The organism is Xanthomonas sp. CFBP 8443, assembly GCF_025666195.1.
Classification (GTDB): Bacteria; Pseudomonadota; Gammaproteobacteria; order Xanthomonadales; family Xanthomonadaceae; genus Xanthomonas_A.
In genome coordinates, this window is the sequence record NZ_CP102592.1 from 3544396 (window position 1) to 3570289 (window position 25894).

The 25894-nt window shown below is 70.1% G+C and carries 30 protein-coding genes; 24 read left to right on the plus strand and 6 right to left on the minus strand.

Features of this window, described 5'->3' with window-relative positions; all coding sequences use genetic code 11:
• Positions 1-118: 118 nt before the first annotated feature.
• The 4 genes from NUG20_RS14850 to murU all read left to right on the plus strand — a co-directional run bounded on the left by NUG20_RS14850 (position 119) and on the right by murU (position 3892).
• Complete coding sequence (locus tag NUG20_RS14850) at positions 119-1609, plus strand: M20 family metallopeptidase (RefSeq protein ID WP_263395223.1); 1491 nt, start codon at positions 119-121, stop codon at positions 1607-1609.
• Positions 1610-1799: 190 nt separating this feature from the next.
• Complete coding sequence (locus tag NUG20_RS14855; protein ID WP_039956005.1) at positions 1800-2069, plus strand: GlsB/YeaQ/YmgE family stress response membrane protein; 270 nt, start codon at positions 1800-1802, stop codon at positions 2067-2069.
• Positions 2070-2141: 72 nt separating this feature from the next.
• Positions 2142-3170: an aminoglycoside phosphotransferase family protein gene (locus NUG20_RS14860; protein ID WP_263395224.1), complete on the plus strand. Its 1029-nt coding sequence runs from the start codon at positions 2142-2144 to the stop codon at positions 3168-3170.
• Positions 3167-3892 (plus strand): N-acetylmuramate alpha-1-phosphate uridylyltransferase MurU, encoded by a 726-nt coding sequence (murU, locus tag NUG20_RS14865; protein WP_263395225.1) that lies wholly within the window; start codon positions 3167-3169, stop codon positions 3890-3892. The genes NUG20_RS14860 and murU overlap by 4 nt, the downstream gene beginning before the upstream one ends.
• Positions 3893-4001: 109 nt before the next feature.
• Here murU and hda read toward each other — a convergent pair whose 3' ends face one another.
• From hda to NUG20_RS14880, 3 genes are read right to left on the minus strand one after another with little or no spacing between them, the layout of a single operon-like run.
• Complete coding sequence (gene hda / locus NUG20_RS14870; protein WP_263395226.1) at positions 4002-4733, minus strand: DnaA regulatory inactivator Hda; 732 nt, start codon at positions 4731-4733, stop codon at positions 4002-4004.
• Positions 4730-5899, minus strand: a complete 1170-nt coding sequence (locus tag NUG20_RS14875; RefSeq protein ID WP_263395227.1) for an AI-2E family transporter — start codon at positions 5897-5899, stop codon at positions 4730-4732. The genes hda and NUG20_RS14875 overlap by 4 nt, the downstream gene beginning before the upstream one ends.
• Entirely contained in the window at positions 5896-7014 is a 1119-nt protein-coding gene (locus NUG20_RS14880; RefSeq protein ID WP_263395228.1) for a DUF2066 domain-containing protein, read from the minus strand. Before NUG20_RS14880 ends, NUG20_RS14875 begins: the two co-directional genes overlap by 4 nt.
• Positions 7015-7142: 128 nt before the next feature.
• On the opposite strand from NUG20_RS14880, the gene purM reads away from it, so the two are divergent.
• The 6 genes from purM (at position 7143) to NUG20_RS14910 (ending at position 11492) form a co-directional block, all read left to right on the plus strand.
• Complete coding sequence (gene purM / locus NUG20_RS14885; protein ID WP_263398493.1) at positions 7143-8168, plus strand: phosphoribosylformylglycinamidine cyclo-ligase; 1026 nt, start codon at positions 7143-7145, stop codon at positions 8166-8168.
• 5 nt (positions 8169-8173) lie between these two features.
• Entirely contained in the window at positions 8174-8797 is a 624-nt protein-coding gene (locus tag NUG20_RS14890; RefSeq protein ID WP_263395229.1) for a DUF2238 domain-containing protein, read from the plus strand.
• 10 nt (positions 8798-8807) lie between these two features.
• On the plus strand, positions 8808-9248 hold the full coding sequence (locus NUG20_RS14895; protein ID WP_263395230.1) for a hypothetical protein: 441 nt from the start codon (positions 8808-8810) through the stop codon (positions 9246-9248).
• 3 nt (positions 9249-9251) lie between these two features.
• Entirely contained in the window at positions 9252-9905 is a 654-nt protein-coding gene (purN, locus tag NUG20_RS14900) for a phosphoribosylglycinamide formyltransferase (protein ID WP_263395231.1), read from the plus strand.
• Positions 9906-9972: 67 nt separating this feature from the next.
• Positions 9973-10806: a DUF3108 domain-containing protein gene (locus NUG20_RS14905; RefSeq protein ID WP_263395232.1), complete on the plus strand. Its 834-nt coding sequence runs from the start codon at positions 9973-9975 to the stop codon at positions 10804-10806.
• A gap of 2 nt (positions 10807-10808) precedes the next feature.
• Positions 10809-11492 (plus strand): DUF3108 domain-containing protein, encoded by a 684-nt coding sequence (locus NUG20_RS14910; protein WP_263395233.1) that lies wholly within the window; start codon positions 10809-10811, stop codon positions 11490-11492.
• 211 nt (positions 11493-11703) lie between these two features.
• Here NUG20_RS14910 and NUG20_RS14915 read toward each other — a convergent pair whose 3' ends face one another.
• From NUG20_RS14915 to NUG20_RS14925, 3 genes are read right to left on the minus strand one after another with little or no spacing between them, the layout of a single operon-like run.
• Positions 11704-12039, minus strand: a complete 336-nt coding sequence (locus NUG20_RS14915; protein WP_263395234.1) for an EF-hand domain-containing protein — start codon at positions 12037-12039, stop codon at positions 11704-11706.
• A complete protein-coding gene (murA, locus tag NUG20_RS14920) occupies positions 12036-13310 on the minus strand; it encodes a UDP-N-acetylglucosamine 1-carboxyvinyltransferase (RefSeq protein ID WP_263395235.1) in 1275 nt (424 codons plus the stop codon). Before murA ends, NUG20_RS14915 begins: the two co-directional genes overlap by 4 nt.
• 47 nt (positions 13311-13357) lie before the next feature.
• Positions 13358-13588, minus strand: coding sequence for a BolA family protein (locus NUG20_RS14925; protein WP_185815732.1), 231 nt, complete (start codon positions 13586-13588; stop codon positions 13358-13360).
• A gap of 53 nt (positions 13589-13641) precedes the next feature.
• Between NUG20_RS14925 and NUG20_RS14930 the strand changes: the two genes are divergently transcribed.
• The 14 genes from NUG20_RS14930 (at position 13642) to mgtE (ending at position 25670) form a co-directional block, all read left to right on the plus strand.
• On the plus strand, positions 13642-14643 hold the full coding sequence (locus NUG20_RS14930; protein WP_263395236.1) for a KpsF/GutQ family sugar-phosphate isomerase: 1002 nt from the start codon (positions 13642-13644) through the stop codon (positions 14641-14643).
• 90 nt (positions 14644-14733) lie between these two features.
• The gene (locus NUG20_RS14935; RefSeq protein WP_263395237.1) at positions 14734-15282 is read left to right on the plus strand and encodes a KdsC family phosphatase; all 549 of its coding nucleotides are present in this window, start codon (positions 14734-14736) and stop codon (positions 15280-15282) included.
• Complete coding sequence (lptC, locus tag NUG20_RS14940) at positions 15279-15845, plus strand: LPS export ABC transporter periplasmic protein LptC (RefSeq protein WP_263395238.1); 567 nt, start codon at positions 15279-15281, stop codon at positions 15843-15845. Before NUG20_RS14935 ends, lptC begins: the two co-directional genes overlap by 4 nt.
• Complete coding sequence (gene lptA / locus NUG20_RS14945) at positions 15823-16422, plus strand: lipopolysaccharide transport periplasmic protein LptA (protein WP_263395239.1); 600 nt, start codon at positions 15823-15825, stop codon at positions 16420-16422. The genes lptC and lptA overlap by 23 nt, the downstream gene beginning before the upstream one ends.
• The gene (gene lptB, locus NUG20_RS14950) at positions 16422-17141 is read left to right on the plus strand and encodes an LPS export ABC transporter ATP-binding protein (RefSeq protein ID WP_263395240.1); all 720 of its coding nucleotides are present in this window, start codon (positions 16422-16424) and stop codon (positions 17139-17141) included. The genes lptA and lptB overlap by 1 nt, the downstream gene beginning before the upstream one ends.
• 43 nt (positions 17142-17184) lie before the next feature.
• On the plus strand, positions 17185-18639 hold the full coding sequence (locus NUG20_RS14955; protein WP_263395241.1) for an RNA polymerase factor sigma-54: 1455 nt from the start codon (positions 17185-17187) through the stop codon (positions 18637-18639).
• Positions 18640-18702: 63 nt separating this feature from the next.
• Positions 18703-19020 (plus strand): ribosome hibernation-promoting factor, HPF/YfiA family, encoded by a 318-nt coding sequence (raiA, locus tag NUG20_RS14960; protein ID WP_003478125.1) that lies wholly within the window; start codon positions 18703-18705, stop codon positions 19018-19020.
• A 39-nt stretch (positions 19021-19059) separates the two neighbouring features.
• Positions 19060-19515, plus strand: coding sequence for a PTS sugar transporter subunit IIA (locus NUG20_RS14965; RefSeq protein WP_263395242.1), 456 nt, complete (start codon positions 19060-19062; stop codon positions 19513-19515).
• A 2-nt stretch (positions 19516-19517) separates the two neighbouring features.
• Positions 19518-20468 (plus strand): HPr(Ser) kinase/phosphatase, encoded by a 951-nt coding sequence (gene hprK / locus NUG20_RS14970; RefSeq protein ID WP_263398494.1) that lies wholly within the window; start codon positions 19518-19520, stop codon positions 20466-20468.
• Entirely contained in the window at positions 20465-21343 is an 879-nt protein-coding gene (gene rapZ / locus NUG20_RS14975; RefSeq protein WP_263395243.1) for an RNase adapter RapZ, read from the plus strand. Before hprK ends, rapZ begins: the two co-directional genes overlap by 4 nt.
• A gap of 201 nt (positions 21344-21544) precedes the next feature.
• Positions 21545-21937 (plus strand): PTS sugar transporter subunit IIA, encoded by a 393-nt coding sequence (locus NUG20_RS14980; RefSeq protein ID WP_263395244.1) that lies wholly within the window; start codon positions 21545-21547, stop codon positions 21935-21937.
• On the plus strand, positions 21930-22199 hold the full coding sequence (locus tag NUG20_RS14985; protein ID WP_009591660.1) for an HPr family phosphocarrier protein: 270 nt from the start codon (positions 21930-21932) through the stop codon (positions 22197-22199). Before NUG20_RS14980 ends, NUG20_RS14985 begins: the two co-directional genes overlap by 8 nt.
• Before the next feature lie 58 nt (positions 22200-22257).
• A complete protein-coding gene (gene ptsP / locus NUG20_RS14990) occupies positions 22258-23964 on the plus strand; it encodes a phosphoenolpyruvate--protein phosphotransferase (RefSeq protein ID WP_263395245.1) in 1707 nt (568 codons plus the stop codon).
• Between the two features lie 347 nt (positions 23965-24311).
• Complete coding sequence (mgtE, locus tag NUG20_RS14995; protein ID WP_263395246.1) at positions 24312-25670, plus strand: magnesium transporter; 1359 nt, start codon at positions 24312-24314, stop codon at positions 25668-25670.
• The last annotated feature ends 224 nt before the right edge of the window (positions 25671-25894 follow it).

The following is a 25894-nucleotide window of genomic DNA, read 5'->3' on the forward strand; positions in this document are numbered from 1 at the left end:
CCAACGCCCTTTCCAAACAGCAGGTAAACGGCGCGTCAACGTGTAGGAAAAACCCTACACGGGGGCCGCGGCGTAGAATGGCGGCCATCTCTTTTGCGACAAATCCCGGAGTTCCACGATGGACAATGCCAAGATCGACCGTTTCCTGAGCACGAAGTGGGACGACGACATCGTCCCGCAACTGGTCGATTACATCCGCATTCCCAACAAGTCGCCGATGTTCGACGCCGATTGGGTCGCGCACGGCTACATGGCCGATGCGGTGGCGCTGATGGAGCGCTGGGCGCGGGCGCAGGCGATCCCTGGCCTGCAGGTCGAGGTGGTGCAGCTGGAAGGGCGCACGCCGCTGATCTACCTGGAGGTGCCGGCCACCGGCGCGGAGACCGGCGCCGACACGGTGCTGCTGTACGGGCACCTGGACAAGCAGCCGGAGATGACCGGCTGGGACGAGGACCTGGGCCCGTGGACGCCGGTGCTCAAGGGCGACCGCCTGTACGGCCGCGGCGGCGCCGACGACGGCTACGCATTGTTCGGCTCGCTGGCCGCGATCCTGGCACTGCAGGACCAGGGCATCCCGCACGCGCGCTGCGTGATCCTGATCGAGGCCTGCGAGGAGTCGGGCAGCTACGACCTGCCGGCCTACGTCGACCACCTGGCCGAGCGCATCGGCAAGCCGTCGCTGGTGGTGTGCCTGGATTCGGGCTGCGGCAACTACGAACAGCTGTGGTGCACGACCTCGCTGCGCGGCTTGGCCGGCGGCAACTTCAGCGTCAAGGTGCTCAGCGAAGGCGTGCATTCGGGCGATGCCTCCGGCGTGGTGCCGTCCAGCTTCCGCGTGCTGCGCGAGCTGCTGTCGCGGCTGGAGGACGAGACCACCGGCAAGATCACGGTCGACGGCCTGTATGCGGAGATTCCCGAGGAGCGCCTGGCGCAGGCGCGCAAGGTCGCCGACGTGCTCGGCGACGAGGTCTACAGCAAGTTCCCGTTCCTGCCGGGAATGACCCCGATGAACGAGGATCTGACCGAGCTGGTGCTCAACCGCACCTGGCGCCCTGCCCTGTCGGTGACCGGCGCCGACGGCCTGCCGCCGCTGGCCTCGGCCGGCAACGTGCTGCGCCCGCAGACCGCGGTGAAGCTGTCGCTGCGCCTGCCGCCGACGCTGGACGGCAAGCGCGCCGGCGAGCTGCTGAAGGAGGTGCTGCTGCGCGATCCGCCGTACGGTGCGGAGGTGTCGCTGGCGCTGGAGAAGTCGTCCTCGGGCTGGAACGCGCCGGCGCAGTCGCCGTGGCTGACCGACGCGATCGAAGCCGCCTCGCAGACGGCGTTCGGCAAGCCGGCGATGTACATGGGCGAAGGCGGCTCGATCCCGTTCATGGGCATGCTCGGCGAGAAGTTCCCCGGCGCGCAGTTCATGATCACCGGCGTGCTCGGCCCGCATTCCAATGCGCACGGCCCGAACGAGTTCCTGCACATCCCGATGGGCAAGCGGGTCACCGCCTGCGTGTCGCGGGTGATCGCCGCGCATCATGCCGCCAGCGTGCGCGGCGAGACCACCGGCAGCGCCGCGGTGGCCGGTGGCGAGCAGCACGGCGAGCACGGCTGCTGCTGAGTGCGTGGCGGCCGCCGGCGACGGCGGCCGCGACCTTGCCGCTGCGCAACGGATCCGCGCCTGGCGCGGCGGGTATGCAAGCCACGCCTGCACGGCCGCTTAAGGCCGTCGCCGGCCGTGCCTGCGTGGACGCCGCGTCGCGGCCGAATCTGGCACGATCGGCGTCACTTCCCCGTTTCGGTACGCCTCCATGCACAACCTGTTCGGCAGCGACAGCTGGCTGTACGTCATCCTGGTCGGCTTCGTGGTCGGCCTGCTGGCGCGCTTCCTGGGTCCGAGCGGCGGCCGTTCCGGTTGCCTGTTCACCGTGCTGCTCGGGATCGCCGGCGCGCTGGTGGCCGGCTGGTTCGGCCACTACATGGGCTGGTACAGCCGTGGCGAGCCGGCCGGCTTCCTCGGCGCGCTGCTCGGCGCCATCGCCCTGCTCGCGCTGCTGCGGCTGTTCCTCGGCAAACGCTAAGTCCCCGGCGCGGCTCGCCATGCCGGCGCCGCGCGTTTACGCTGTGCGGCTAACTTCCGCCGCGGCGCGCCGATGAGTTCCAGTCCCGATCTTCCCGAAGCCCCCGAGCTGCGCGCCGCGCAGCGTCTGGCGTGGGCGCGCTCCACGCTGGACGACGCGCAGGCGACGCTGCAGCGCGCGTCGGTCGACGCCGGTTGGCGCAGCTACTGGCGCAGCCACGGCGCGGGCCCCAGTCGCGTGTTGATGGATTCGCCGCCGGGCCTGGAGGACGTGCGGCCGTGGCTGCGCATGCACGCGTTGCTGCAGCATGGCGGCGTGCGCGTGCCGGCGGTGCTGGCGCAGGACCTGGACGCCGGCTTCCTGCTGCTGGAAGACCTCGGCGGGCCGACCCTGGCGCAGAGCCTGGACGCCGCCTCGGCCGATGCGCATTTCGACGCCGCGCTCGGGCAGCTGCTGCGGTTGCAGGCGATCGCCCCGCCGCCGGAACTGGGCGTGTTCGGCGAGGCGCTGCTGCAGCGCGATGCGGGCCTGTTCGAGGAGTGGTTCCTGCGCCGGCACCTGGACCTGCAGCTGGACTGCGCCGACCTCGACGCGCTGGAACTGGTGCAGCGCCGGCTGATGGACAACGCGCTGGCGCAGCCGCGGGTGCTGGTGCATCGCGACTTCATGCCGCGCAACCTGATGCCGGTGGCCGACGGTCCGGCGGTGCTGGACTTCCAGGACTGCGTGCTCGGCCCGGTCGCCTACGATCCGGTCAGCCTGTTCAAGGACACCACGGTGAGCTGGCCGCTGGCGCGGGTCGATGCGTGGCTGGCGCGCTATCACGCGCGCGCCTTGCAGGCAGGAATCGCCGTGCCGCCGCTGGCGCAGTTCCTGCGCGACGCGGACTGGATGGGCGTGCAGCGGCACATGAAGAACCTGGGCATCTTCGCGCGGCTGAACTACCGCGACGGCAAGGCCTGGTACCTGGACAACGTGCCGCGCTTCGTCGCCTATCTCGACGAGGTGCTGCCGCGACATCCGCAGCTGCAACCGCTGGCGCAGCTGCTGCAGACGCGGATCAAGCCGGCGCTGGCGCAACGCGCGGCGGCCGGCGCATGAAGGCGCTGATCTTCGCCGCCGGCTTCGGCGAGCGCATGCGGCCGCTGACCGAACGCACGCCCAAACCGCTGCTGGCGGTGGGCGGCACGCCGTTGATCGTGTGGCACCTGCGCAAGCTCGCCGCGCTCGGCGTGCGCGAGGTGGTGATCAATACCTCGTGGCTGGCCGAGCAGTTTCCACAGGCGCTGGGCGACGGCAGCGCGTTCGGCCTGCGCATCGCCTATTCCTACGAAGGCGCCACGCCGCTGGAGACCGGCGGCGGCATGCTGCACGCGTTGCCGCTGCTCGGGCCGGCGCCGTTCCTGCTGGTCAACGGCGACATCTGGACCGATTTCGATTTCGCGCGGCTGTCGCCGGAACCGGCCGGGCTGGCGCAGTTGGTGATGGTCGATCCGCCGGCCTACGCCGCGCTCGGCGATTTCGCCCTACATGCAGACGCCACGCTGCGCAGCGACGGCGCGCCGCTGCTGACCTACGCCGGCGTGGGCGTCTATCGGCCGGAACTGCTGCGCGACTGGCAGGCGGCATTCGATCCGCCGATCGCGGAACACGCCACGCCGCCGCGCTTCGCGCTGGCGCGGATCCTGCGTGCGCACATGGCTGCCGGCCGCATCCACGGCCTGCACCATCGCGGCCACTGGACCGATGTGGGGACGCCACAGCGACTGGCAGAGTTGGAGGCGGGACTCGGGACTCGGGACTCGGGACTCGGCAAAAGCTGAGTTCCAGGCCCCTTTACGCTCAGAGCGTAAAGGGGCAATGCAAGGCGGACGATCGACCTCGGTTTGGAAAAAGCGTGCCGGCAGCCGCAGCAGGTGTTCGCCGATGCGCTCAGCCTTTGCCGAGTCCCGAGTCCCGAGTCCCGAGTCCCGGCCCCTCCAACACCCGCCGCAAGAACGGCACCGTCACCCGCCGCTGCGCCGCCAGCGATTCGCGGTCCAGCCGCTCCAGCAGCGCGATCAGGCCGGCCAGGTCGCGGCCGGCGTGGGTCAGCAGCCAGTCGAGCGCCGCATCCTCCAGCACCAGGCCGCGACGTTGCGCGCGCTCGCGCAGCACTGCGGCGCGGCCGGCGTCGTCCGGCGGCGACAGCGCGATGCGGGTGCATTGCGCCAGCCGCGAGCGCAGGTCGGGCAGGCCCAGCGCCAGGCCATCGGGCATCGCCTGCGCGGTGTACAGCAGAGTCACCCCGGCGCTGCGCGCGCGGTTGTGGAAATCGAACAGCGCCACTTCGTCCTCGCGCTGCCCGGCGATCGCCTCCAGCCCGTCCAGCGCGACCAGGTCGCGCCCTTCCAGCGCTTCCAGCGCATCGCGCAGGCGGCCGGCGGCGGCCTGCAGCGGCAGGTAGGCGGCGCTGCGCCCGGCCTGTTCGGCCGCCGCGCACAGCGCCAGCGCCAGATGGGTCTTGCCGGTGCCGGCCGGGCCGGACAGGTAGAGCCAGTCGACGTCGCGGCCATCGGCGACCGCCTGCAACTGCGCCAGCAGCCCCGCCGGCGCGCCGACGTAGCGGTCCAGGCGCTGCTCCGGCGGCGAGCGCAACGCCAACGGCAGCTGCGGCACGCTCACGGCTGGTCGGGGCTACGCGGCGGCAGTTCGATCAGCGTCGTGCGCTCGGCGCCGTTCTCGAGCAGGATCGCCGGCTTGTCGCCGGCGTACAGGTCACTCTGCCGGTACTGCTCGTGCAGGTAGTGCAGCAGCACGTTGGCCACCGCCGCCACCGGCAGCGCCAGCAGCATGCCGAGGAAGCCGAACAGCTGGCCGCCGGCCATCACCGCGAAGATCACCGCCACCGGGTGCAGGCCGATCTTGTCGCCGACGATGCGCGGGGTCAGCACGTAGCTCTCCAGCAACTGGCCGACGGTGAACACCACCCCGACCAGGATCAGCAGTTGCAGGTCGAAGCCCTTGGCCTGCACCAGCGCCGCCAGGATCGCCAGCAGGATGCCGGTGGTCGCGCCCAGGTACGGGATGAAGCTGATCAGGCCGGCGATGATGCCGATCAGCAGGCCCAGATTGAGCCCGATCAGGCTCAGACCGCCGGCGTAGATCACGCCCAGCGCCAGCATCACCAGGAACTGGCCGCGGATGAACGCGCCCAGCACGTCGTTGGACTGCCGCGCCAGGCGGCCGACCGTGGCGACGTGGTTGCGCGGGATGGTCGCGGCCACGCGTTCGACCAGGATGTCCCAGTCGCGCAGGAAGTAGAAGGTCAGGATCGGCAGCAGCACCAGGTTCACCACCCAGGTGACCATCGCGAAGCCCGAGCGCGACAGGTAGCCGAAGAACGTCGCGGCGACGCCGCCGGCCTGCTGCCAGTGGCCGCGGATCCATTCGATCAGCCGCTCCGGGTCCAGCCAGGCCATCAGCTGCAATCCGGTCTTCTGCTCGGCCCAAGGGATCGCAGTGCTGGTGAACCAGTCGCGCACCTGCGGCAGCACGTCGATGAAGGTGACGATCTGCCGCTCCAGCATCGGCACCAGGATCAGCAGCGCCAGCACCAGCAACAGCAGCATCAGCACGAACACCAGCGTCACCGCCATGTTGCGCGAGCGGCCGGCGCGCTCCAGGCGGTCGACCAGCGGATCGCCGAGCCAGCCCAGCAGCAGCGCCAGCACGAACGGGGTCAGGATCGGCGCCAGCAGCGCCACCACCCACAGCGCGCCCAGGATCACCGCGGCCCATTTCAGGCGGCGCAGGAACAGGGCGATTTCCGCTTCCGGGGACAGCGTCATTTGAGCCGGTACTCCGTGCGCTCGGTGTTGAGGATGATCGGGCCGCCCTCGGTCGGCGTGGTCAGCGGCTGCAGCGGGCTGTCGGCGCCGAGCATGCGGTTGAGCCCGGACACGCCACTGAGCAGGTCCAGGTCCAGCTCCAGGCGATCGCCGCTGGCCTGGATCGGCACGATCCGCCGCACCACCGAGGTGTTCTGCAGCGCCGAAGACACGCGCAGGTAGTCGTCGGCGCTGCGGATGCCGCTGATCGCCACCCGATAGACCCCGGCCGGGCCGGTGCTGGCGGCCTTGGCGTAGCGCTTGACCAGCGCATCGGCGGCGCCGTCGGCGCCGGCGGCGATCGCGCGGCGCGCGTCGGCATCGCTGACCGTCCATTTGGACAGCACCTTGCCGCTGTCGATGAACACCCAGTCCGCGGTCCAGCCGCCGCCCTTGCCGCGGTACAGCTTGCCAACCAGCTGCATCGGCGGGCTGTAGCGCGACGAGGCGTTGGCCACCGCGGCGGTGTCCTGGCGCCAGATCGCGCCGACCAGCGCCTGCTCGGCGGCGCTGCCGGTGGGCAGGCCGAGCCTGTAGCCGCGCTCGATCGCGCGGTCCAGCACGCTGCGCGCGGCATTGGACTGCTGCACGCCGACCAGGCGCGGGCCGCTGCCGTCGTCGATCGCCAGCCACAGCACCGGCTTGGGCCGCGGCTGCGGCCACAGCGGCAGGCCGAGCGCGGCGGCCAGGCCGTCGACGTCGCTCTGCCGGAAGCGCGCGATCAGGGTGGTGCGGAAGGTCGGCGCGCCGCTCGGCGAGGTGCCCTGGTCCTGCCGGTAGTCGTAGCTGTCGACGAAGTTCTTGGCGTTGCGCAGCGCCTGGGTCACCCCCGGCCGCGATATCACGGCGCGGTCGCCGGAGATCTTGCCGAGCACCGCGCCCAGCGCGCGCGCCAGGGCGCCGTTGCGGTCGCCCTCGCTCTGGCTGTTGACCGGCACCTCGGCATCGTAGGGACCTTGCGCACCGGCAACGTCGCCTTCGGTGCGCAGACCGGCCTGGGCCAGGGCGGCCGCAGCGGGCAGGCACAACGCGAAAGACAGGAGTAAGGCAAGGCTGCGGCGCATCGAAGGTTCCATTGCTCGGCGTATCCGGGGCGAATTGTTGCCCGAATGCGGTCGTAGCGCCAATGCGGCCTGTTAAAATCGCCGTCTTTCCGCCGACGCCGCCGCCCGTGACCACTTCCCAGCCCCCCGCCGCCGCCCCGTTGACCTACCGCGACGCCGGCGTCGACATCGATGCCGGCAATGCCGTCGTCGAACGCATCAAACCCTTGGTCAAGCGCAGTTTCCGCCCCGAGGTGATGGGCGGGCTGGGCGGTTTCGGCGCGCTGTTCGACCTGTCCGGCAAGTACCGCGAACCGGTGCTGGTGTCCGGTACCGACGGCGTCGGCACCAAGCTGAAGCTGGCGCAACAGCTGGGCCGGCACGACAGCATCGGCATCGACCTGGTCGGCATGTGCGTCAACGACGTGCTGGTGCAGGGCGCCGAGCCGCTGTTCTTCCTGGACTATTTCGCCACCGGCAAGCTCGACGTGGAGACCACCGTGGCGGTGGTCGGCGGCATCGCCCGCGGCTGCGAACTGGCCGGCTGCGCGCTGATCGGCGGCGAGACCGCGGAAATGCCCGACATGTACCCGCCGGGCGAGTACGACCTGGCCGGCTTCACCGTCGGCGCGGTGGAGAAGTCGCAGCTGCTCGACGGCGCCAAGGTGCGCCAGGGCGACGTGCTGATCGGCATCGCCTCCTCCGGCCCGCACTCCAACGGCTATTCGCTGATCCGCCGCATCTACGACCGCGCCGGGCGCCCGGCCGAGCTGCAGGTCGGCGGCACCACCCTGGCCGATGCGCTGATGGCGCCGACCGCGCTGTACGTCAAGCCGATCCTGTCGTTGCTGCGCGGCGAGCACGCCGGCGGCATCCACGCGATGGCGCACATCACCGGCGGCGGCCTGACCGAGAACATCATCCGCGTCATCCCCGACGGCCTGGGCCTGGACATCCGCGCCAACGCCTGGACCCTGCCGCCGGTGTTCGAGTGGCTGCAGCGCGAAGGCGCGGTCGCCGACAGCGAGATGTGGCGCACCTTCAACTGCGGCATCGGCTTCGTGCTGGTGGCCGCGCCCGACCAGGTCGCCGCGCTGGAACGCAGCCTGGACACGCTGGGCCTGGCGCACTGGCAGATCGGCGCGGTGGTGGCGGCCGGCGCCGGCGAACGCGTGCACATCGGCTGAGCCGCATGGCGGCGGCCAAGCGCGCCTGGCTGGCGCTGACCCTGGCGGTGTTCGCCGCCAGCTGGGTGCACCCGTTGTGGCCTGCGGAACAGGCGATGCACAGCTCGCTGGCGGTGCTGGGTATCGTCTGGCTGGTCTGGCACGACCGCCGCTGGCCGCTGCGCAGCGCGCATTTCGCCGCGATCTGCGGCTTCATCAGCGTGCACAACGTCGCCGCGCACTGGCTGTATTCCAACGTGCCCTACGACCAGTGGCTGCGCGCGCTGAGCGGCTGGTCGCCGAATGCGGCGTTCGGCTGGCAGCGCAACCACACCGACCGGCTGATCCACCTGCTGTTCGGGCTGTGCTTCGCGCCGGCGCTGCGCGAGCACGCGCGGCAACGCTGGCCGGCGCTGTCGGCGCGCCAGGCGTTCGTGCTGGCGACGATGGCGATCATGTGCGCCAGCCTGCTCTACGAATGGCTCGAATGGCTGATCGCGGTGCTGCTGTCGCCGGAGCAGGCCGAGTCCTACAACGGCCAGCAGGGCGACCCCTGGGACGCGCACATGGACATGCTGCTGGCGACCCTGGGCTGCGCCAGCGCCTGGCCGTGGCGACGCCCCAAGCGCCTGTCCCCTTCCCCGCACTAGAAGACCGACGATGGCCCTGCCCCCACCCCTTCCCGTTGCCGACATCGCCCACGCCGAGACCCTGCGTGCCGAGTCCGAGCTGAGCACCCTGGCGACGCTGTACGCCGTGATGGCGGGGCTGCAATGCCTGATGCTGCTGCTGGTGGGAGGCTTCCTGGCCTACGGCGTGCATCGCGAGGCCGAACTCAACGCCGTCGGCCAGAGCCCCGACCAAGCCCAGGCCGGCGTGGTCGCGATCGTGCTGTTGTCGATGCTGCTGGCGTTCGGGCTGGTCTCGCTGACGCTGAAGGTGCTGACTGCGCGCGCGCTGCGCCAGCGCCGCCGGCTGCTGCTGTGCAACGCCACCGCGGTGGTGACCTGCCTGGGGTTCCCGCTGGGCACGGGACTGGGCGTATGGACCCTGCTGGTGCTGCAGCGCCCGGCCGCCATCGCCCTGTTCCGGAAGAGCTAGCCGATGACGATCCGCCTGGCGGTGCTGGTCTCCGGCCGCGGCTCCAACCTGCAGGCGCTGCTCGATGCGATCGCCGCCGGCACGCTGGATGCGCAGGTGGCCGGCGTGTTCAGCGACCGCGCGCAGGCGCCGGCGCTGGCCAAGGTGGTGCCGGCGCAGCGCTGGGCGGCCGCGCCCAACGGCTTCCCCGACCGCGCCGCCTTCGACCAGGCGCTGGGCGACGCGGTGGCCGCGGTGCAGCCGGACTGGATCGTCTGCGCCGGCTACATGCGCATCCTCGGCGACGGTTTCGTGCAGCGCTTCGCCGGCCGCCTGCTCAACATCCACCCGTCGCTGCTGCCCAAATACCGCGGCCTGCACACGCATGCGCAGGCGATCGCCGCCGGCGATGCCGAACACGGCGCCAGCGTGCACTTCGTGGTGCCGGCGCTGGATGCCGGCGCGGTGATCGCGCAGGTGCGGGTGCCGGTGCAGGCCGGCGACCGCCCGCAGGACCTGGCGCAGCGCCTGCTGCCGCGCGAGCACCAGCTGCTGTGCGCGGTGCTGCGACTGGCCGCGGCCGGGCGCCTGGCTGAACGGGACGACAGGGTCTGGCTCGACGGTCAGTGCCGGTTTAGTCCGCTGCGCCTAGATTGCCAGGACATGCTGATTCCCTGAATACGCCGCGGCCTCCTTTTCCGCTGCCACGCATTCGCGCCCAATTCCCTCCCTCGCAGCCGATCCCATGAAGCCCCTTCCGCGTCAGTTCGCTGTTCTCGCCGTGGCCAGCCTCGGCCTGCTGGCGCCGGCCATCGGCGTGCTGGCGCGGTCGCCGACGCCTGCGCCCGCCACCGCGCCGCCAGCACCGAATACGCCCGCCGTGCCTGCCCCGGCCGCACCGGCCCTGCAGGCCGAGGCCTGGACGCCGCCGCCGCTGCAGCCGTTCGTAGCCACCTACCAGGCCCTGTACAAAGGCAAGGAAGCGGGCGATGCGCGCATGCAGGTCAGCCACAGCGGCGGCGACGAATGGCGCGTGGACCTGGGCGTGCAGGGCCGCAGCGGCTTCGCCAGCATCCTTGGTTTGAATCTCGAGCAAAGCACGGTGTTCCGCACCCAGGACGGGCGCTACGTGCCGCAGAGCCAGAGCACGGTGAAGAAGGCGGTGTTCTTCGGCAAGAAGGTCACCGGCGTCTACGACTGGGCGCAGGGCGTGGCGCGCTGGGACGGCGACCTGAAGAAGGACCGCCAGCAGCCGATCCCGCTGCAGCCCGGCGACCAGAGCGCGTTGCTGATCAACCTGTCGATCATGCGCGACGCGCAGCCGGGCAAGACCATGACCTACCGCTTCGTCGACGTCGGCCGGGTGCGCGAACACGTCTATCACGCTGCCGAGCAGACCGAGACGGTGCAGGTCGGCGATCTCAGCTACGACGCGCTGCGCGTGTCGCGCACCAACGGCGGCAAGAATGAGACCATCCTGTGGATCGCCAACGGTGTGCCGACGCCGGTGCGCATCCTGCAGCGCGAAGACGGCGAAGACCGCATCGACCTGCGCCTGACCGAATACCAAGGAGTCTGACCATGACACGCATCGCCCGTCCCCTGTCCGCCCTCGCCGCCGCCCTGCTGGCCATGGCCAGCCTGCCCGCGCTGGCGCTGGAGCCGTTCAAGGCGGATTACCAGGCCAGCTACATGGGCATGCAGGCCAACGGCCTGATGACCCTGGCCAGCGAAGGCGGCAACCGCTGGCGCTACAGCCTGTCGATCAAGAACCAGGTTGCCGACCTGAGCCAGAGCACCGTGTTCGAGGAAAAAGCCGGCCAGTTGCGTCCGCTCAGCAGCGACGACCGCTCGCTGTTCCTGATCAAGAAGAAGGCGGTGACCGCCAACTACGACTGGAGCAAGGCCCAGGCGACCTGGTCCGGCGACGTCAAGGCCGACCGCCGCGGGCCGGTCAAGCTGCAGCCCGGCGACATGGACGCGCTGCTGATCAATCTGGCGATCGCGCGCGACGTCAACGCCGGCAAGACTCCCAGTTACCGCATGGTCGACGAGGGCCGCGCCAAGCCGATGACCTACAAGGTGGCCGGCAAGGAGGCCATCACCGTCAACGGCAAGACCGAGCAGGCGACCAAGGTCAGCCGCAGCGACGGCTCCAAGGAAATCATCGCCTGGATCGTGCCGGACATGCCGGTGCCGGTGCGCATCCTGCAGCGCGAGAACGGCCAGGACGCGCTGGACCTGACCATCAAGACGCTGCACTGATCGCGCCATAGCGCAGGCGGCGGCCGCGCTTGGCGCAGACGCTGCCGAAAAAAAGGCGGGCCGAGCGGCCCGCCTTTTTCTTGCCCGCTCGGCAACGACACGCTTCGCTGTGGCCATCGCGGTGGCGCCAGCCGCGCGCATCGCGCGGCCAGTAGCGCGCGGCGCGAATGCCAACGACTCCGCCAGCGAGACCGCGCTGCGCGCCGGCCGGCTATTTCTTCGCGTCGGCGGCCGGCTTGGCGGCGTCGGCGGCAGGCGCGAACGTCGTGCGGCAATCCACGCGGATCTGCGCGCCGCTGTCACGCCAGTAGAAGGTGCTGCACTGGCGCGGGCCGTCCTGGGTGCGGGTCACGCCCACTGCGTAGAACGCCTGCGCGATCTCGCTGCGGCTGACCTGGCCGTCGGCGTTCCAGTCCATGTCGCTCTGTTCGATGCCCTGGGTGATGGCGATGCCCGCGTACCAGGCGTAGCCGACCCAGGCCAGCACCAGGATCACCACCGCCAGCAGCACCTTGCGCCGGCGGGTGAAGCGGCCCTTGAGGATCATGCGATGCGCCGGATGGACGCGCCCAGCGCCCCCAGCTTCTCCTCGATGTTCTCGTAGCCACGGTCCAGGTGGTAGATGCGGTCGATGGTGGTGTCGCCGTCGGCGACCAGCCCGGCCAGGATCAGCGAGGCGGAGGCGCGCAGGTCGGTGGCCATCACCGGTGCGCCGCTGAGCCGCTCGTTGCCGCGCACGATCGCGGTGTGGCCCTCGACCTGGATGTCCGCGCCCAGGCGCAGCAGTTCGTTGACGTGCATGAAACGGTTCTCGAAGATCGTCTCGTTGATCACGCCGACGCCGTCGGCCACGCAGTTGAGCGCCATGAACTGCGCCTGCATGTCGGTCGGGAACGCCGGATACGGCGCGGTGGTCAGGCTGACCGCGCGCGGGCGCTTGCCGTGCATGTCCAGGCGGATCCAGTCTGGTCCGGTCTCGATCGTGGCGCCGGCCTCGGCCAGCTTGTCGAGCACCGCGTCGAGCGTGTCGGCGCGCGCGCGGCGCACGGTGACGCTGCCGCCGGTCATCGCCGCGGCGACCAGGAAGGTGCCGGTCTCGATGCGGTCCGGCAGCACCGCGTGGCGGCCGCCGGACAGGCGCTCCACGCCCTGCACCACGATGCGCGAGGTGCCGGCGCCTTCGATCTTGGCGCCGAGCGCGATCAGGCAGTCGGCCAGGTCGGTGACTTCCGGCTCCATCGCCGCGTTCTCCAGCACCGTGGTGCCGTCGGCCAGGGCCGCAGCCATCAGCACGTTCTCGGTGCCGGTGACGCTGACCATGTCGAACACGTAGCGGCCGCCCTTCAGCCGGCCGTTGCTGGTGGCCTTGATGTAGCCGTTCTCGACGCTGATCTCCGCGCCCAGCGCCTGCAGGCCCTTGATGTGCTGGTCCACCGGCCGCGAGCCGATCGCGCAGCCGCCGGGCAGCGACACTTCCGCGGCGCCGAACTTGGCCAGCAGCGGGCCCAGCACCAGGATCGAGGCGCGCATGGTGCGTACCAGTTCGTACGGCGCCACATGCTGGTCGACCTTGCGCGGATCGACGGTGATCGCGCTGCCGCGCGCCAGGGTGCCTTCGTCGATGGTGACTTCGGCGCCCAGTTCGCCGAGCAGCTTCACCGTGGTGATCACGTCGTGCAGCTGCGGCACGTTGGTGATCTCCACCGGCGCATCGGCCAGCAACGTCGCGCACAGGATCGGCAGCACCGCGTTCTTGGCGCCGGAAATGTTCACTTCACCGTGCAGCGCATTGCCGCCGGTCACTACGATTTTGGCCATGGGTCTCGGGGGATCGGAATTCGAAGAGAAAGGAACGAAAGCGCGGCTCAGCCGGCCTGGTCGGGAGTCAGCGTGGTCAGCGCCAGCGCGTGGATCGCCCCGCCCATCAGCTCGCCCAGCGTCGCGTAGACCATGCGGTGGCGGGCCAGCGGCAGCTTGCCGGCGAAGGCCTCGCTGACCACGGTGGCCTCGAAATGCACGCCATCGTCGCCCTGCACCTGCACGCGCGCGCCAGGCAGGCCGGCCTCGATCAGTTTACGGATGGTTTCGGCGTCCAACGGGCTTTCCTATATAAAATGATCGGCCATTCTACCCTCCGACCGGCATCCGCATGGCTGTATCGCCCCTGTCCCCCGCTGCGATCGACGACGCCAGCCTGGTCGCCAGCGGCCGCCGCGTGGTCGAGATCGAGCAGGCCGCGCTGGGCGCGGTGGGCGCGCGCATCGGCGCCGAGTTCGCCGCCGCGTGCCGGCTGATCCTGGGCTCGCGCGGGCGCGTGGTCGCCACCGGCATGGGCAAGTCCGGGCACGTGGCGCGCAAGATCGCCGCGACCCTCGCCTCCACCGGCACCCCGGCGTTCTACGTGCACCCGGGCGAGGCCGGGCACGGCGACCTGGGCATGATCACCGATGCCGACGTGGTCCTGGCGCTGTCCTATTCCGGCGAGTCCGACGAGATCCTGATGCTGCTGCCGGTGCTCAAGCGCCAGGGCAACGCGGTGATCGCGATGACCGGCCGCGCGCAGTCCACCCTGGCGCGCGAGGCCGACCTGCACCTGGACGTCAGCGTGCCGGCCGAGGCCTGCCCGCTGGACCTGGCGCCGACCTCCAGCACCACCGCCTCGCTGGCGCTGGGCGACGCGCTGGCGGTGGCGCTGCTGGACGCGCGCGGCTTCACCGCCGACGACTTCGCCCGCTCGCACCCGGCCGGCAGCCTGGGCCGGCGCCTGCTGCTGCACATCACCGACGTGATGCACGGCGGCGACGAACTGCCGAGCGTGGGCGCGGACGCCAGCCTCAGCGAGGCGCTGGTGGAGATGAGCCGCAAGCGCCTGGGCATGACCGCGGTGGTCGACGGCGACGGCCGCCTGCTCGGCCTGTTCACCGACGGCGACCTGCGCCGCACCCTGGACAGCCCGCTGGACGTGCGCCAGACCCGCATCGCCGACGTGATGACCCGGCAGCCGCGCACCATCGGCGCCGACCAGCTCGCCGCCGAGGCCGCGCGGCTGATGGAAACCCACAAGATCAACGGCCTGATCGTGGTCGATGGCCAGGGCCGCGCGGTCGGCGCGCTCAACATTCACGACCTGTTGCGCGCCAGAGTGGTTTAACAGTCTGAACTTGTTCACCGCCTGCCGGCGCCCTGCGCCGCTGGCCCTGGCCGCTGGAAAGCCGGCCTCCCCGCCCCGATATAGCGAACGATGCCCTACTCCCCGCTGGCCGACCTCCCCGCCGACCTGATCGAACGCGCCGCGAAAATCCGCCTGGCGTGCTTCGACGTGGACGGCACGCTGACCGACGGCCGCCTGTACTACGACCGCGACGGCAACGAGAGCAAGGCGTTCAACGTGCTCGACGGCCAGGGCCTGGTGCAGTTGCGCCGGCACGGCATCGAGGTCGCGTTGATCACCGCGCGGCCCAGCCTGGCCGCGGAGAAGCGCGGCCAGGAACTGGGCCTGCTGGTGCAGATCGGGGTCAAGGACAAGCGCGCCGGGGTGCAGGCGCTGTGCGACGAACGCGGGCTGAGCCTGGACCAGGTGTGCTTCATGGGCGACGACCTGCCGGATCTTGCACCGCTGCGCGTGGTCGGCCTGGCGGTGGCGCCGGCCAACGCGCACCCGTGGACCGCCGAGCACGTGCACTGGCTGACCCGCGCCCGCGGCGGCGAAGGTGCCGCACGCGAACTGTGCGACGTGCTGCTGGCGGCGCAAGGCCACGTCCCCTCCCTGCTGCAGGAGCACGGCGCATGAGCTGGCGCACCTGGCTCGGCGGCCTGCTGCTGGTCGCGGCGCTGGTCAGCGGCTGGTCGGCCTGGCAGCAGCGCAGCAAGCGGGTGCCGACCGCGGATTCGGAGGCGCGCTCGGACTATATCGCGCACGATTTCCAGATCGTCACCCTGGACAAGCAGGGCAAGGAATCGATGACCCTGCGCGCGCCGCAGATGGAACGCAGCCGCGCCGACCAGACCATGGCGATCGAGACCCCGCTGTTCCTGCTGCCCGACGCCAACGGCCAGCACTGGGAGATGCGCGGCAAGACCGGCTGGGTCAGCGCCAACGGCGAGGAACTGCGCCTGCGCGGCGACGTCGCCGGCGACAGCCCCAAGGTCCCCAGCATCCCGCCCACCACCTTCCGCACCCAGAGCCTGGACGTGTTCCCGAAGACCAGCACCGCGCGCACCGCCGATCCGGTCACCATGACCCGGCCCGGTATGATGCAGTCAGGCGTCGGCTTCGAGGTCGACTTGAAGTCCCGGCAGTACAAGCTCCTTTCCCAGGTCAAGACCCGCTATGAACCCAACGCTGCCCGCTAAGCTCGCGCTGCTCGCCCTGCTGCTGCCCGCCGTGGCGATGGCCAAGTCGACCGACCGCAATCAGCCGATGACGATCGAATCCAACGACCAGAGCGGCAACATGCTCGACGACGACGGCAAGATCCGTTACTCGGGCAATGTCGTGATCGTCCAGGGCACGCTGCAGATCCATGCCAGTACCGCCGACGTGTTCCGCAAGGCGGGCGATATCGACCGCGTCGTGCTGACCGGCAAGCAGGCCACGCTGAAGCAGGAACTGGACGATGGCTCGCCGATGGACGCCGTGGCCGACAACATCGACTACAAGGTCGGCACCGATACCGTGGTGCTGACCGGCAACTACCGCATGACCTCGCCCAAGGGCACCAACGCCGGGCAGCGCATGGTCTACAACACCAAGACCGGCGACATGCAGGGCGGCGGCGACGGCAGCCGCGTGCACACCGTGATCCAGCCGAAGAACCCGGCACCGGCGGCCACGCCGGCCGCCGGCGCCAAGCCGGCGACCAAGCCCGCCGCCAAGCCCGCGACGACGCCGGCCAAGCCCGCCACCCCGCCCAAGCAAGGGGGCCAGTGATGCTGCTCGCCGAGGGCCTGCGCAAGCGCTACAAGCAGCGCGAGGTCGTGCGCGAGTTCGCGCTGACCCTGGAAGCGGGCGAAGTGGTCGGCCTGCTCGGCCCCAACGGCGCCGGCAAGACCACCTGTTTCTACATGATCGTCGGCCTGGTCGAAGCGGATGCCGGGCGCATCGTGCTCGACGGCAACGACATCACCGCGCTGCCGATGTACAAGCGCGCCAAGCTCGGCGTCGGCTATCTGCCGCAGGAACCGTCGGTGTTCCGCAAGCTCAGCGTGGCCGACAACATCCGCCTGGTGCTGGAACTGCGCGAGGACCTGGACGCGGCCGGCCAGGAACGCGAACTGGCCTCGCTGCTGGACGAGTTGCAGATCGGCCACGTCGCCGAGCAGCTCGGCGCCAGCCTGTCCGGCGGCGAGCGCCGCCGCTGCGAGATCGCCCGCGCGCTGGCCGCCAAGCCGCGGCTGATGCTGCTCGACGAACCCTTCGCCGGCGTCGACCCGATCTCGGTCGGCGAGATCCAGCGCATCGTCACCCACCTCAAGCAGCGCGGCATCGGCGTGCTCATCACCGACCACAACGTGCGCGAAACCTTGGGAATCTGCGACCGGGCGTATATCCTCAACGAGGGCAGCGTGTTGGCGCAGGGAGCGCCGGAAGCGTTGCTGGCCAATAGCGACGTACGCCGCGTCTACCTCGGGGAAACCTTCAGGCTGTGACCGCGCGGGCGTCCCGCAACGCCCTTTCCCGTTCGGTACAGGCATGAAAGCACGGTTGCAGACATCGCTGGGACAGCATCTGGTCATGACGCCGCAGTTGCGTCAGGCGATCAAGCTGTTGCAGATGTCCAGCGCCGAACTGGAAGTGGAGATCGCCGAAGCGGTGGAGAGCAATCCGCTGCTGGAATGGGCCGAAGACGCCGCGCCCACGCTCGATGTCGCCGGCGCCGGCGCCGGCAGCGCCGAAGGCGAGGCCGAGGTCGCGCCGCCGGCCGGCGATACGCTGGACAACGTCCCGCAGCACGACAGCGACGACTGGTCCGACGCCGAACCGGCCTGGAGCAGCGGCAGCGGCGGCTCCTTCGACGACGACGACGACATGGGCAGCGCCGCCGAGCGCGTCGCCGAACCCGACACGCTGATCGACCACCTGCTGTGGCAGTTGCACCTGTCGCACCTGTCGCCGCGCGACCGCAGCATCGGCGCGGCGCTGATCGACGCGCTCGACGACGACGGCTACCTGCGCGAACCGTTGGCCGCCATCGCCGAGACGTTGCTGCCGGATATCGTCGCCGCGGAAGAGGAAATCCTCACCGTGCTGCACCAGATCCAGCGCTTCGACCCGGTGGGCATCGCCGCGCGCACGCTGGGCGAATGCCTGAACCTGCAGCTGGACGTGCTGCCCGCGGACACGCCCGGGCTGGAGCTGGCGCGCACCATCGCCAACGGCCCGCTGGAGAAGTTGCCGCGCAGCGGCATCGCCGGCATCGCCCACGAACTCAAGCGCCCGGCCTCGGCGGTGGAGACCGCGGTCGCGCTGCTGCGCTCGCTGGACCCGCGCCCGGGCAAGCAGGTCGGCGAACTCGCCGCCGACACCTACGTGGTGCCGGACTGCGTGATCTGGCGCCAGCGCGGCGTCTGGCATGCGGCGCTGGCCGGCCACGCGCGGCCCAAGGTCACCATCCACCGCGGCTACGAACAGCTGATCCGCCAGTGCGGCGAAAGCGACGCCGGCTACCTGCGCGGCCAGTTGCAGGAAGCGCGCTGGCTGCTGAAGAGCCTGGAGGCGCGCGGCGAGACCCTGCTCAAGGTGACCCGCTGCCTGCTGCGCCAGCAGGCCGGTTTCCTCGAATTCGGCGAGCAGGCGCTGCGCCCGCTGACCCTGCGCGAGATCGCCGGCGAACTGGGCCTGCACGAGAGCACCATCTCCCGCGCCATCGCCCGCAAGTACGTGCGCACCCCGCGCGGCACCATCCCGCTGCGCGCCTTCTTCGCCTCCGGCATCGACACCGACAGCGGCGGCGAGGCCTCCAGCACCGCCATTCAGGCGATGATCCGGCGCCTGATCGAGGCCGAGAACCCGCGCAAGCCGCTTTCTGACGCCAAGCTGGCCGACCTGCTGAAAAGCGCCGGCGTGCCGGTGGCGCGGCGCACGGTTGCGAAGTATCGTGAGGCCATGAACATTTCCGCTTCCCACGAACGCGTCCGCATCGGTTGAGCGGTTGAGCGTCGGCGGCAGCGGCAATGGTTCATAGGTGAATCCCGAACCAAGGAGTATCCGATGCGTATCGAGACCTACGGCCAGCAGATCGAAGTCACCCCCGCCTTGCGCGAATACGTGGAGACCAAGCTGCAGCGGCTGAAGCGGCATTACGAGGAAACCATCGAGGTCCGCGCCCAGCTGGCGCTGCGCAAGCCCGACCACCACGTCGAGGCCACCGTCAACGTTCCCGGCCGCACCCTGCACGCCGATGCCAGCGCGCAGACCATGTACGCGGCGATCGACCTGCTCGCCGACAAGCTCGACCGGCTGATCATCAAGCACAAGGAAAAGAAACAGGACCACCATGCCGCCGAGGTGCGCGACAATATCGTGTGATCCCGCACACGCCGCTTCCGCCATGCCGTTGACCGATCCATGCCTCTGACCGAGCTGTTAGCGGCCGTCCGCACCCAGGTGCTGCCGGCCGCCGATCGCGACACCCTGCTGCGCACCGCCGCCGGTCTGCTGGCCTGTCCGCAGGCCGGTTTCGACGAACTGTTCGCCAGCCTGCGCGAGCGCGAGCAGCTCGGCAGCACCGCCATCGGCCATGGCATCGCCATCCCGCACGGCCGCGCCCCGCACCTGGACGCCCCACGCGGGGCCTTGCTGCGGCTGGACCAGCCGATCGACTTCGACGGCCAAGGCGCGCAGGTCGACCTGATCTTCGCGATGGCCGTGCCGGCGCACTACACCCACCAACACTTGATGCTGTTGTCGGAACTGGCCGAACAGTTCTCCGACGAGGGCTTCCGCGAGGCGCTGCGCCGCGCCCCCGACGCCGCCGCGCTGCACGACCTGCTCGGCGGCACGCCCCAGGCCAGCGCCGCATGAGCATGAACACCAGCATCACCGCGCGCGAACTGTTCGACCAGCAACGCGACCGGCTCGGCCTGCGCTGGCTGGCCGGGCAGAAGGGCGAACACCGCGAATTGGAAGCCGGCAACGCGGTGTCGCGGCGCCCGTCGCTGGCCGGCTATCTCAATACGATCTACCCGAACAAGGTGCAGATCCTCGGTACCGAGGAACTGGCCTGGCTGGATTCGCTGGATTCGCGCCAGCGCTGGGAGACCATCGAGAAGATCGTGCAGGTGCGGCCGCTGGCGCTGGTGATCACCAAGAACCAGTCGTGCCCGGAAGACCTGCGCGCGGCCGCCGACGAATCCGATACGCCGTTGTGGGTCTCGCCCAAGCGCGGCCACGAACTGCTCAACCACCTCTCCTATCACCTGGCGCGCACGCTGGCGCCGCGGGTGATCCTGCACGGGGTGTTCATGGAGATCTACTCGATCGGCGTGCTGATCACCGGCGAGGCCGGCTCCGGCAAGAGCGAGCTGGCGCTGGAACTGCTCAGCCGCGGCCATCGGCTGGTGGCCGACGACGCCCCCGAATTCACCCAGATCGCGCCCGACGTGCTCGACGGCACCTGCCCGGAACTGCTGCAGGACCTGCTGGAAGTGCGCGGCCTGGGCGTGCTCAACGTGCGCGACATGTTCGGCGACACCGCTGTAAAGAAGAACAAGTATCTTCGCCTGATCGTGCACTTGACCCGGCCCATGACCGAACCGACCCCGCATGGCTACGAGCGCCTGACCGGCGATTCCGGCACCCGTCACGTGCTCGACCTGGACGTGCCGCTGATCACCCTGCCGGTAATGCCCGGGCGCAACCTGGCGGTGCTGACCGAGGCGGCCACGCGCCTGCACATCCTGCGCACCAAGGGCATCGACCCGGCGGCGATGTTCATCGCCCGCCACAGCAACCTGCTCGAACGGCGCAACCCATGAACGCGGTGGCGAACACCTCCACCCTGGTGATCGTCAGCGGCCTGTCCGGCTCCGGCAAATCGGTGGCGCTGAAGACCTTCGAGGACCTGGACTACTACTGCGTCGACAACCTGCCGGTGGAACTGCTGCCGGCCTTCGTCAAGAGCCTGGTGCGCGACGACGTCGGCCCCGGCAAGCTGGCGGTGGGCATCGACGTGCGCAGCCGCCACAGCGACCTGGCGCAGCTGTCGCGCTGGCGCGAGGCGGTGGCGCAGTTCGGCCTGGACGCGCGGCTGCTGTTCTTCGACGCCACCGACGAAGCGCTGATCAAGCGCTATGCCGACACCCGCCGCCGCCATCCGCTGTCGCACCTGGGCCTGTCGCTGCCCGAGGCGATCGAGCGCGAGCGCGCGTTGACCGAACCGCTGCGCCGCGAGGCCGACGCGGTGATCGACACCAGCACGCTCAACGTGCACCAGCTGCGCCGGCGGGTGACCACCGAGTTCGCGCTGACCCACGAGAACAGCCTGTCGCTGCTGTTCGAATCCTTCGCCTACAGGCGCGGCGTCCCGGCCGAAGCCGACTTCGTGTTCGACGCACGGGTGCTGCCCAATCCGCACTGGGATCCGGAACTGCGCCCGCTGACCGGCCGCGACAGCGGCGTGCGCGACTACCTGGACGCGCAGCCGGACGTGCAGCAGTACACCGCGCAGATCATCGGCTTCCTCGACACCTGGCTGCCGCGACTGCGCAACGACACCCGCAGCTACGTCACCATCGCCTTCGGCTGCACCGGCGGCAAGCACCGCTCGGTCTACCTGGCCGAACGCCTGGCCCGCCACGCGCGCGAACAGGGCTGGCCGGAAGTGGCGACGTTCCATAGAGAGCAGGATTGAGTGGGGCCGGGACTCGGGACTGGGGACTCGGAAAAGCGCGGCGACACCGGTTCATTGATCCCTCCCGTGGCGCATTGAACAGCGGCTTCGTTGATGGCGCCGGTCCGCAGACAACGCCCGCACTCGCGATCGGGTCCCGAGTCCCCGGTCCCGAGTCCCGAGCCATTCCCTGCCCCCTCCCCGACCTGTTAACGTTCGCCCATGGCCTGTGGCATTCTCCTGATCACTCATCCCGGTGTCGGCGCGTCGTTGTTGAGCGTGGCGACCGGATTGTTGCGGCAATTGCCGCTGAAGACCGAAGCGTTCGAAGTGCCGCTGGATGCCGATCTGGACGCATTGCTGCCGCATGCGTCGGCGGCGTTGCGGCGGGTCGACAACGGCGACGGCGTGCTGGTCGTCACCGACCTGTACGGCGCCAGCCCGAGCAACCTGGCGACGAAACTCGCACGCCTGGGCACGCCGGTGCGGCGCGTCTCGGCGCTGAGCCTGCCGATGCTGCTGCGGATCATGAACTACCCCGAGCAGGGGTTGGACCAGTTGCCCGCGACCGCGGCGGCCGGCTCGCGCAACGGAGTGGTGATCGACGATGCTTGAACGCGAACTCATCGTATCCAACCGCCTGGGCCTGCATGCGCGCGCGACCGCCAAGCTGGTGCAGACGCTGTCCTCGTTCCGCTGCAACGCCACGCTGGCGGCCAAGGGTCGCGAGGTCAACGCCAAGAGCATCATGGGCGTGATGCTGCTGGCCGCCGCGCAGGGCACGCCGGTGACGGTGCGGGTGGACGGCGCCGACGAAGCCGACGCGCTGGAGGCCGTGGTCGGCCTGTTCGAGCGGCGCTTCGACGAGGACAGCTGAGCATGCGGCGCCGGCCGCCGCGCGCCACGACGCCGTCGCGCCGACGCGGGTGCGCGCGGTGAGCCTGCGCATCGCCGGCCATGGCGCCTCGCGCGGCAACGCGCTGGGCCGTGCGCGCGTGCGCCTGCCGCACGCGCTGGACGTGGCCGAACAGCGCATCGGCGCGGCGCAGGTGTCCGAGGAACTGGAACGCCTGCACCTGGCGGTGAACGCCGCGCGCGAGGAAATGCACGGCCTGCGCCAGCGCCTGCACGGCGCGCTGGCCAAGGAGGTCGGCGAGTTCCTCGACCTGCACGCGCTGCTGCTCGACGACCCGGAACTGCTGCACGGCCTGGACGAACTGATCCGCACCGGCCGCTACAGCGCCGATTACGCGCTGCGCCTGCAGCGCGACCGCCTGGCGACCGTGTTCGACGACATGGAAGACGCCTACCTGAAAAGCCGCATGGACGATCTGGACCATGTGATCGGGCGCATCCACGCGTTCCTGCAGAAACGCCAGCCCGACAGCGCCGGCCTGGCCGGCGAGATCCTGGTGTGCGAGAACGTGGCGCCGTCGGAGTTGGCGCAGCTGCAGGCGCAGGGCGTGGTCGGCATCGTCACCAGCGCCGGCAGCGCGCTGTCGCACAGCGCGATCCTGGCGCGCAGCCTGCACCTGCCGCTGGTGGTCGGCGTCGCCGATGCGCTGCAGAAGATCAACGACGGCGACGTGCTGATCGTCGACGGCGTGCAGGGCGCGGTGATCGTCGAGCCCACCCCCGAGGACCTGCACGACTACCGCAACCGCGTGCGCGACCAGGCCAAGCTGCAGCGCGGGCTCGGCAAGCTGCGCTCCAAGCCCAGCCGCACCCGCGACGGCGTGGACATCGTGCTGCTGGCCAACGCCGAGTCGCGCGACGACGTGGCCCGCGCGCATGCGCTCGGCGCCGACGGCCTGGGCCTGTACCGCACCGAATTCCTGTTCCTGCAGCGCGACGCGTTGCCCGACGAGGAAGAACAGTTCCGCACCTACCGCGACGCCGTGCTGGGCATGAGCGGGCGGCCGGTGACGATCCGCACCCTGGACCTGGGCGCGGACAAGGCCGACCGCACCGGCCTGACCATGAGCAACGAACAGAACCCGGCGCTGGGCCTGCGCGGCGTGCGCCTGTCGCTGGCCAAGCCCAAGGTCTCGGACACGCAGCTGCGCGCGCTGCTGCGCGCCTCCGGCTACGGCCCGGTGCGGGTGCTGCTGCCGATGATCAGCGCGCGCGAGGAGATCATGGCGATGCGCCGGCATCTCAAGCGCATCGCCGCGCAGCTGCGCCGCGAGGGCCATGCCATCGCCGAGCAGGTGCAGGTCGGCGCGATGATCGAGGTGCCGGCCGCGGCGATCGCGCTGGACACCTTCATCGACGCCATCGACTTCCTGTCCATCGGCACCAACGACCTGGTGCAGTACCTGCTCGCCGCCGACCGCAACAACGAGGCGCTGGGCGAGCTGTACTCGCCGCTGCACCCGGCGGTGCTGCGCTTGATCGCGCAGGTGATCGCCACCGGCCAGGCCCACGCCAAGCCGGTGGCGGTGTGCGGCGAGATCGCCGGCGACCCGGCACTGACGCCGATCCTGCTGGCGCTGGGCCTGCGCGAGTTCAGCCTGCACCCGGCGACGATGCTGGAAGTGCGCCGGGTGATCCGCGACACCGACCTGCAGGCGCTGCGCCTGCGCGGCGCCAAGCTGCTGCAGGCGCGGGATCGGAAGGGAATCGAGCGCTGGTTGGCTTGAGAGCCGGGATTGGGGATGGGGATTTGTGGATGCTGAGCGCTCGCAGCCACCGCCAAGCGAACTGCTAAAAAATCGCCAACCCGCACCGCTTTTCTATAGGAGGGACTTCAGCCCCGACGTCTTACCGGTAGCGCGTCGGGGCTGAAGCCCCTCCCACAGAAAAGTGCAACAGCCCGCGCTCGCGTAAAAAATCGAATCCCCGCTTTTCCACAACCGAATGGCTGGTCATCCCGACTCCCGAATCCCGGCCCGCTGTGCTTCCCGCAACATGCAAGCGATAATGTTGCGATGAACATCTGACCGACCGCGTCCTTCGGCGCGCGGCCTTCCACTTTCAGGAGCAGCGCATGGCCGATGCCGTCCGCCACGACAAGACCGCGCGGCAGCTGCGTTTGCTGTCCGATGCGCTGGACAGCGGGCGCCTGGGCCCGGTGCGGCGGCTGGTCAATACGCTGGCGCCGGCCGAGATCGGCAACCTGCTGGAGTCGCTGCCGCTCGGCAAGCGCGTGGTGGTGTGGGGCCTGGTCGATCCGGAAGACGACGGCGAGGTGCTGCTGCACGTCGGCGAGGAAGTGCGCGAGAGCCTGCTCGCGGACATGGACCCGGACGAGATCATCGCCGCGGTCGAAGACCTCGACATCGACGACCTGGCCAACCTGGTCGAGGACCTGCCCGACACGGTCATCGACGAAGTGCTCAAGTCGATGGACCGCGAGAACCGCGAGCGCCTGGAACAGGTGCTGTCCTATCCCGAGGACAGTGCCGGGCGCCTGATGAACCCGGACGTGGTCACCGTGCGCGCCGACGTCAACGTCGACGTGGTGCTGCGCTACCTGCGCCTGCGCGGCGAACTGCCGGACCACACCGACCACCTGTTCGTGGTCAGCCGCCGCCACCAGTACCTGGGCCGGGTGTCGCTGGCCGCGCTGGTCACGCACGAGGATTCCACCCCGATCAACCGGCTGATCGACGACGAGCAACCAGCCATCGACGTGGGCGAAGGCGCCGACGAGGTCGCGCGGCAGTTCTCCGACCACGACTGGATCTCCGCCCCGGTGGTGGACGACAACAACATCCTGCTCGGCCGCATCACCATCGACGACGTGGTCGACATCATCCGCGACCAGGCCGAGCACCAGGCGATGAGCGCCGCCGGCCTGGACGAGGACGAGGACATGTTCAGCCCGGTGCGGCGCGCGTTCCGGCGCCGCCTGCTGTGGTTGACCATCAACCTCGGCACCGCGTTCATCGCCTCCAGCGTGGTCAGCCAGTTCGAGGGCACCATTTCCAAGCTGGTGGCGCTGGCCGCGCTGATGCCGATCGTCGCCGGCATGGGCGGCAACGCCGGCACCCAGGTGCTGGCGCTGATGGTGCGCGGCCTGGCGCTGGGCCAGATCGGCGCCTCCAACGTCACCGTGCTGCTGCGCAAGGAGCTGGCGGTGGCGCTGATCAACGGCGTGGCGCTGGGCATCGGCCTGGGCCTGATCGTGTGGGCCTGGTTCGGCCAGCCGCTGCTGTCGCTGGTGATCGGCTCGGCGCTGACCATCAACCTGCTCACCGCCGCGCTCGGCGGCGTGCTGGTGCCGCTGACGCTCAAGCGCCTGGGCTTCGATCCGGCGCTGGCCGGCGGGGTGATCCTGACCACGCTGACCGACGTGATGGGCTTCCTCAGCTTCCTCGGCCTGGCGACGCTGGTGCTGCTGTAGCCAAGCGCGGCATCTGCATGGCCGAGAAGGCCGCTGCATCGGCCGCTCGCGTACGGGTGCCGATGCGTTCGCTTGCGCTTGCCGGCTGCGCGAAGACGGCGCCGGAACGCGTGCGAAAAGAGGAAGGCCCAGCGGCCCGCGCCTGACTGGCGCATGTCCGGCCCCGACGCTGGCGGCACGGCGCTCTGTCGCGCAAGGGCCGGGACGCCGATACTGGGGGTTCA

Excerpts from the sequence above, each read along its gene's own strand:
- NUG20_RS14850 (WP_263395223.1), top strand. The coding sequence starts at position 119 with ATGGACAATGCCAAGATCGACCGTTTCCTGAGCACGAAGTGGGACGAC.
- NUG20_RS14855 (WP_039956005.1), top strand. The coding sequence starts at position 1,800 with ATGCACAACCTGTTCGGCAGCGACAGCTGGCTGTACGTCATCCTGGTC.
- NUG20_RS14860 (WP_263395224.1), top strand. The coding sequence starts at position 2,142 with ATGAGTTCCAGTCCCGATCTTCCCGAAGCCCCCGAGCTGCGCGCCGCG.
- murU (WP_263395225.1), top strand. The coding sequence starts at position 3,167 with ATGAAGGCGCTGATCTTCGCCGCCGGCTTCGGCGAGCGCATGCGGCCG.
- NUG20_RS14875 (WP_263395227.1), bottom strand. The coding sequence starts at position 5,899 with ATGACGCTGTCCCCGGAAGCGGAAATCGCCCTGTTCCTGCGCCGCCTG.
- NUG20_RS14880 (WP_263395228.1), bottom strand. The coding sequence starts at position 7,014 with ATGGAACCTTCGATGCGCCGCAGCCTTGCCTTACTCCTGTCTTTCGCG.
- NUG20_RS14890 (WP_263395229.1), top strand. The coding sequence starts at position 8,174 with ATGGCGGCGGCCAAGCGCGCCTGGCTGGCGCTGACCCTGGCGGTGTTC.
- NUG20_RS14895 (WP_263395230.1), top strand. The coding sequence starts at position 8,808 with ATGGCCCTGCCCCCACCCCTTCCCGTTGCCGACATCGCCCACGCCGAG.
- purN (WP_263395231.1), top strand. The coding sequence starts at position 9,252 with ATGACGATCCGCCTGGCGGTGCTGGTCTCCGGCCGCGGCTCCAACCTG.
- NUG20_RS14905 (WP_263395232.1), top strand. The coding sequence starts at position 9,973 with ATGAAGCCCCTTCCGCGTCAGTTCGCTGTTCTCGCCGTGGCCAGCCTC.
- NUG20_RS14910 (WP_263395233.1), top strand. The coding sequence starts at position 10,809 with ATGACACGCATCGCCCGTCCCCTGTCCGCCCTCGCCGCCGCCCTGCTG.
- NUG20_RS14915 (WP_263395234.1), bottom strand. The coding sequence starts at position 12,039 with ATGATCCTCAAGGGCCGCTTCACCCGCCGGCGCAAGGTGCTGCTGGCG.
- murA (WP_263395235.1), bottom strand. The coding sequence starts at position 13,310 with ATGGCCAAAATCGTAGTGACCGGCGGCAATGCGCTGCACGGTGAAGTG.
- NUG20_RS14930 (WP_263395236.1), top strand. The coding sequence starts at position 13,642 with ATGGCTGTATCGCCCCTGTCCCCCGCTGCGATCGACGACGCCAGCCTG.
- NUG20_RS14935 (WP_263395237.1), top strand. The coding sequence starts at position 14,734 with ATGCCCTACTCCCCGCTGGCCGACCTCCCCGCCGACCTGATCGAACGC.
- lptC (WP_263395238.1), top strand. The coding sequence starts at position 15,279 with ATGAGCTGGCGCACCTGGCTCGGCGGCCTGCTGCTGGTCGCGGCGCTG.
- lptA (WP_263395239.1), top strand. The coding sequence starts at position 15,823 with ATGAACCCAACGCTGCCCGCTAAGCTCGCGCTGCTCGCCCTGCTGCTG.
- lptB (WP_263395240.1), top strand. The coding sequence starts at position 16,422 with ATGCTGCTCGCCGAGGGCCTGCGCAAGCGCTACAAGCAGCGCGAGGTC.
- NUG20_RS14955 (WP_263395241.1), top strand. The coding sequence starts at position 17,185 with ATGAAAGCACGGTTGCAGACATCGCTGGGACAGCATCTGGTCATGACG.
- raiA (WP_003478125.1), top strand. The coding sequence starts at position 18,703 with ATGCGTATCGAGACCTACGGCCAGCAGATCGAAGTCACCCCCGCCTTG.
- NUG20_RS14965 (WP_263395242.1), top strand. The coding sequence starts at position 19,060 with ATGCCTCTGACCGAGCTGTTAGCGGCCGTCCGCACCCAGGTGCTGCCG.
- hprK (WP_263398494.1), top strand. The coding sequence starts at position 19,518 with ATGAACACCAGCATCACCGCGCGCGAACTGTTCGACCAGCAACGCGAC.
- rapZ (WP_263395243.1), top strand. The coding sequence starts at position 20,465 with ATGAACGCGGTGGCGAACACCTCCACCCTGGTGATCGTCAGCGGCCTG.
- NUG20_RS14980 (WP_263395244.1), top strand. The coding sequence starts at position 21,545 with ATGGCCTGTGGCATTCTCCTGATCACTCATCCCGGTGTCGGCGCGTCG.
- NUG20_RS14985 (WP_009591660.1), top strand. The coding sequence starts at position 21,930 with ATGCTTGAACGCGAACTCATCGTATCCAACCGCCTGGGCCTGCATGCG.
- mgtE (WP_263395246.1), top strand. The coding sequence starts at position 24,312 with ATGGCCGATGCCGTCCGCCACGACAAGACCGCGCGGCAGCTGCGTTTG.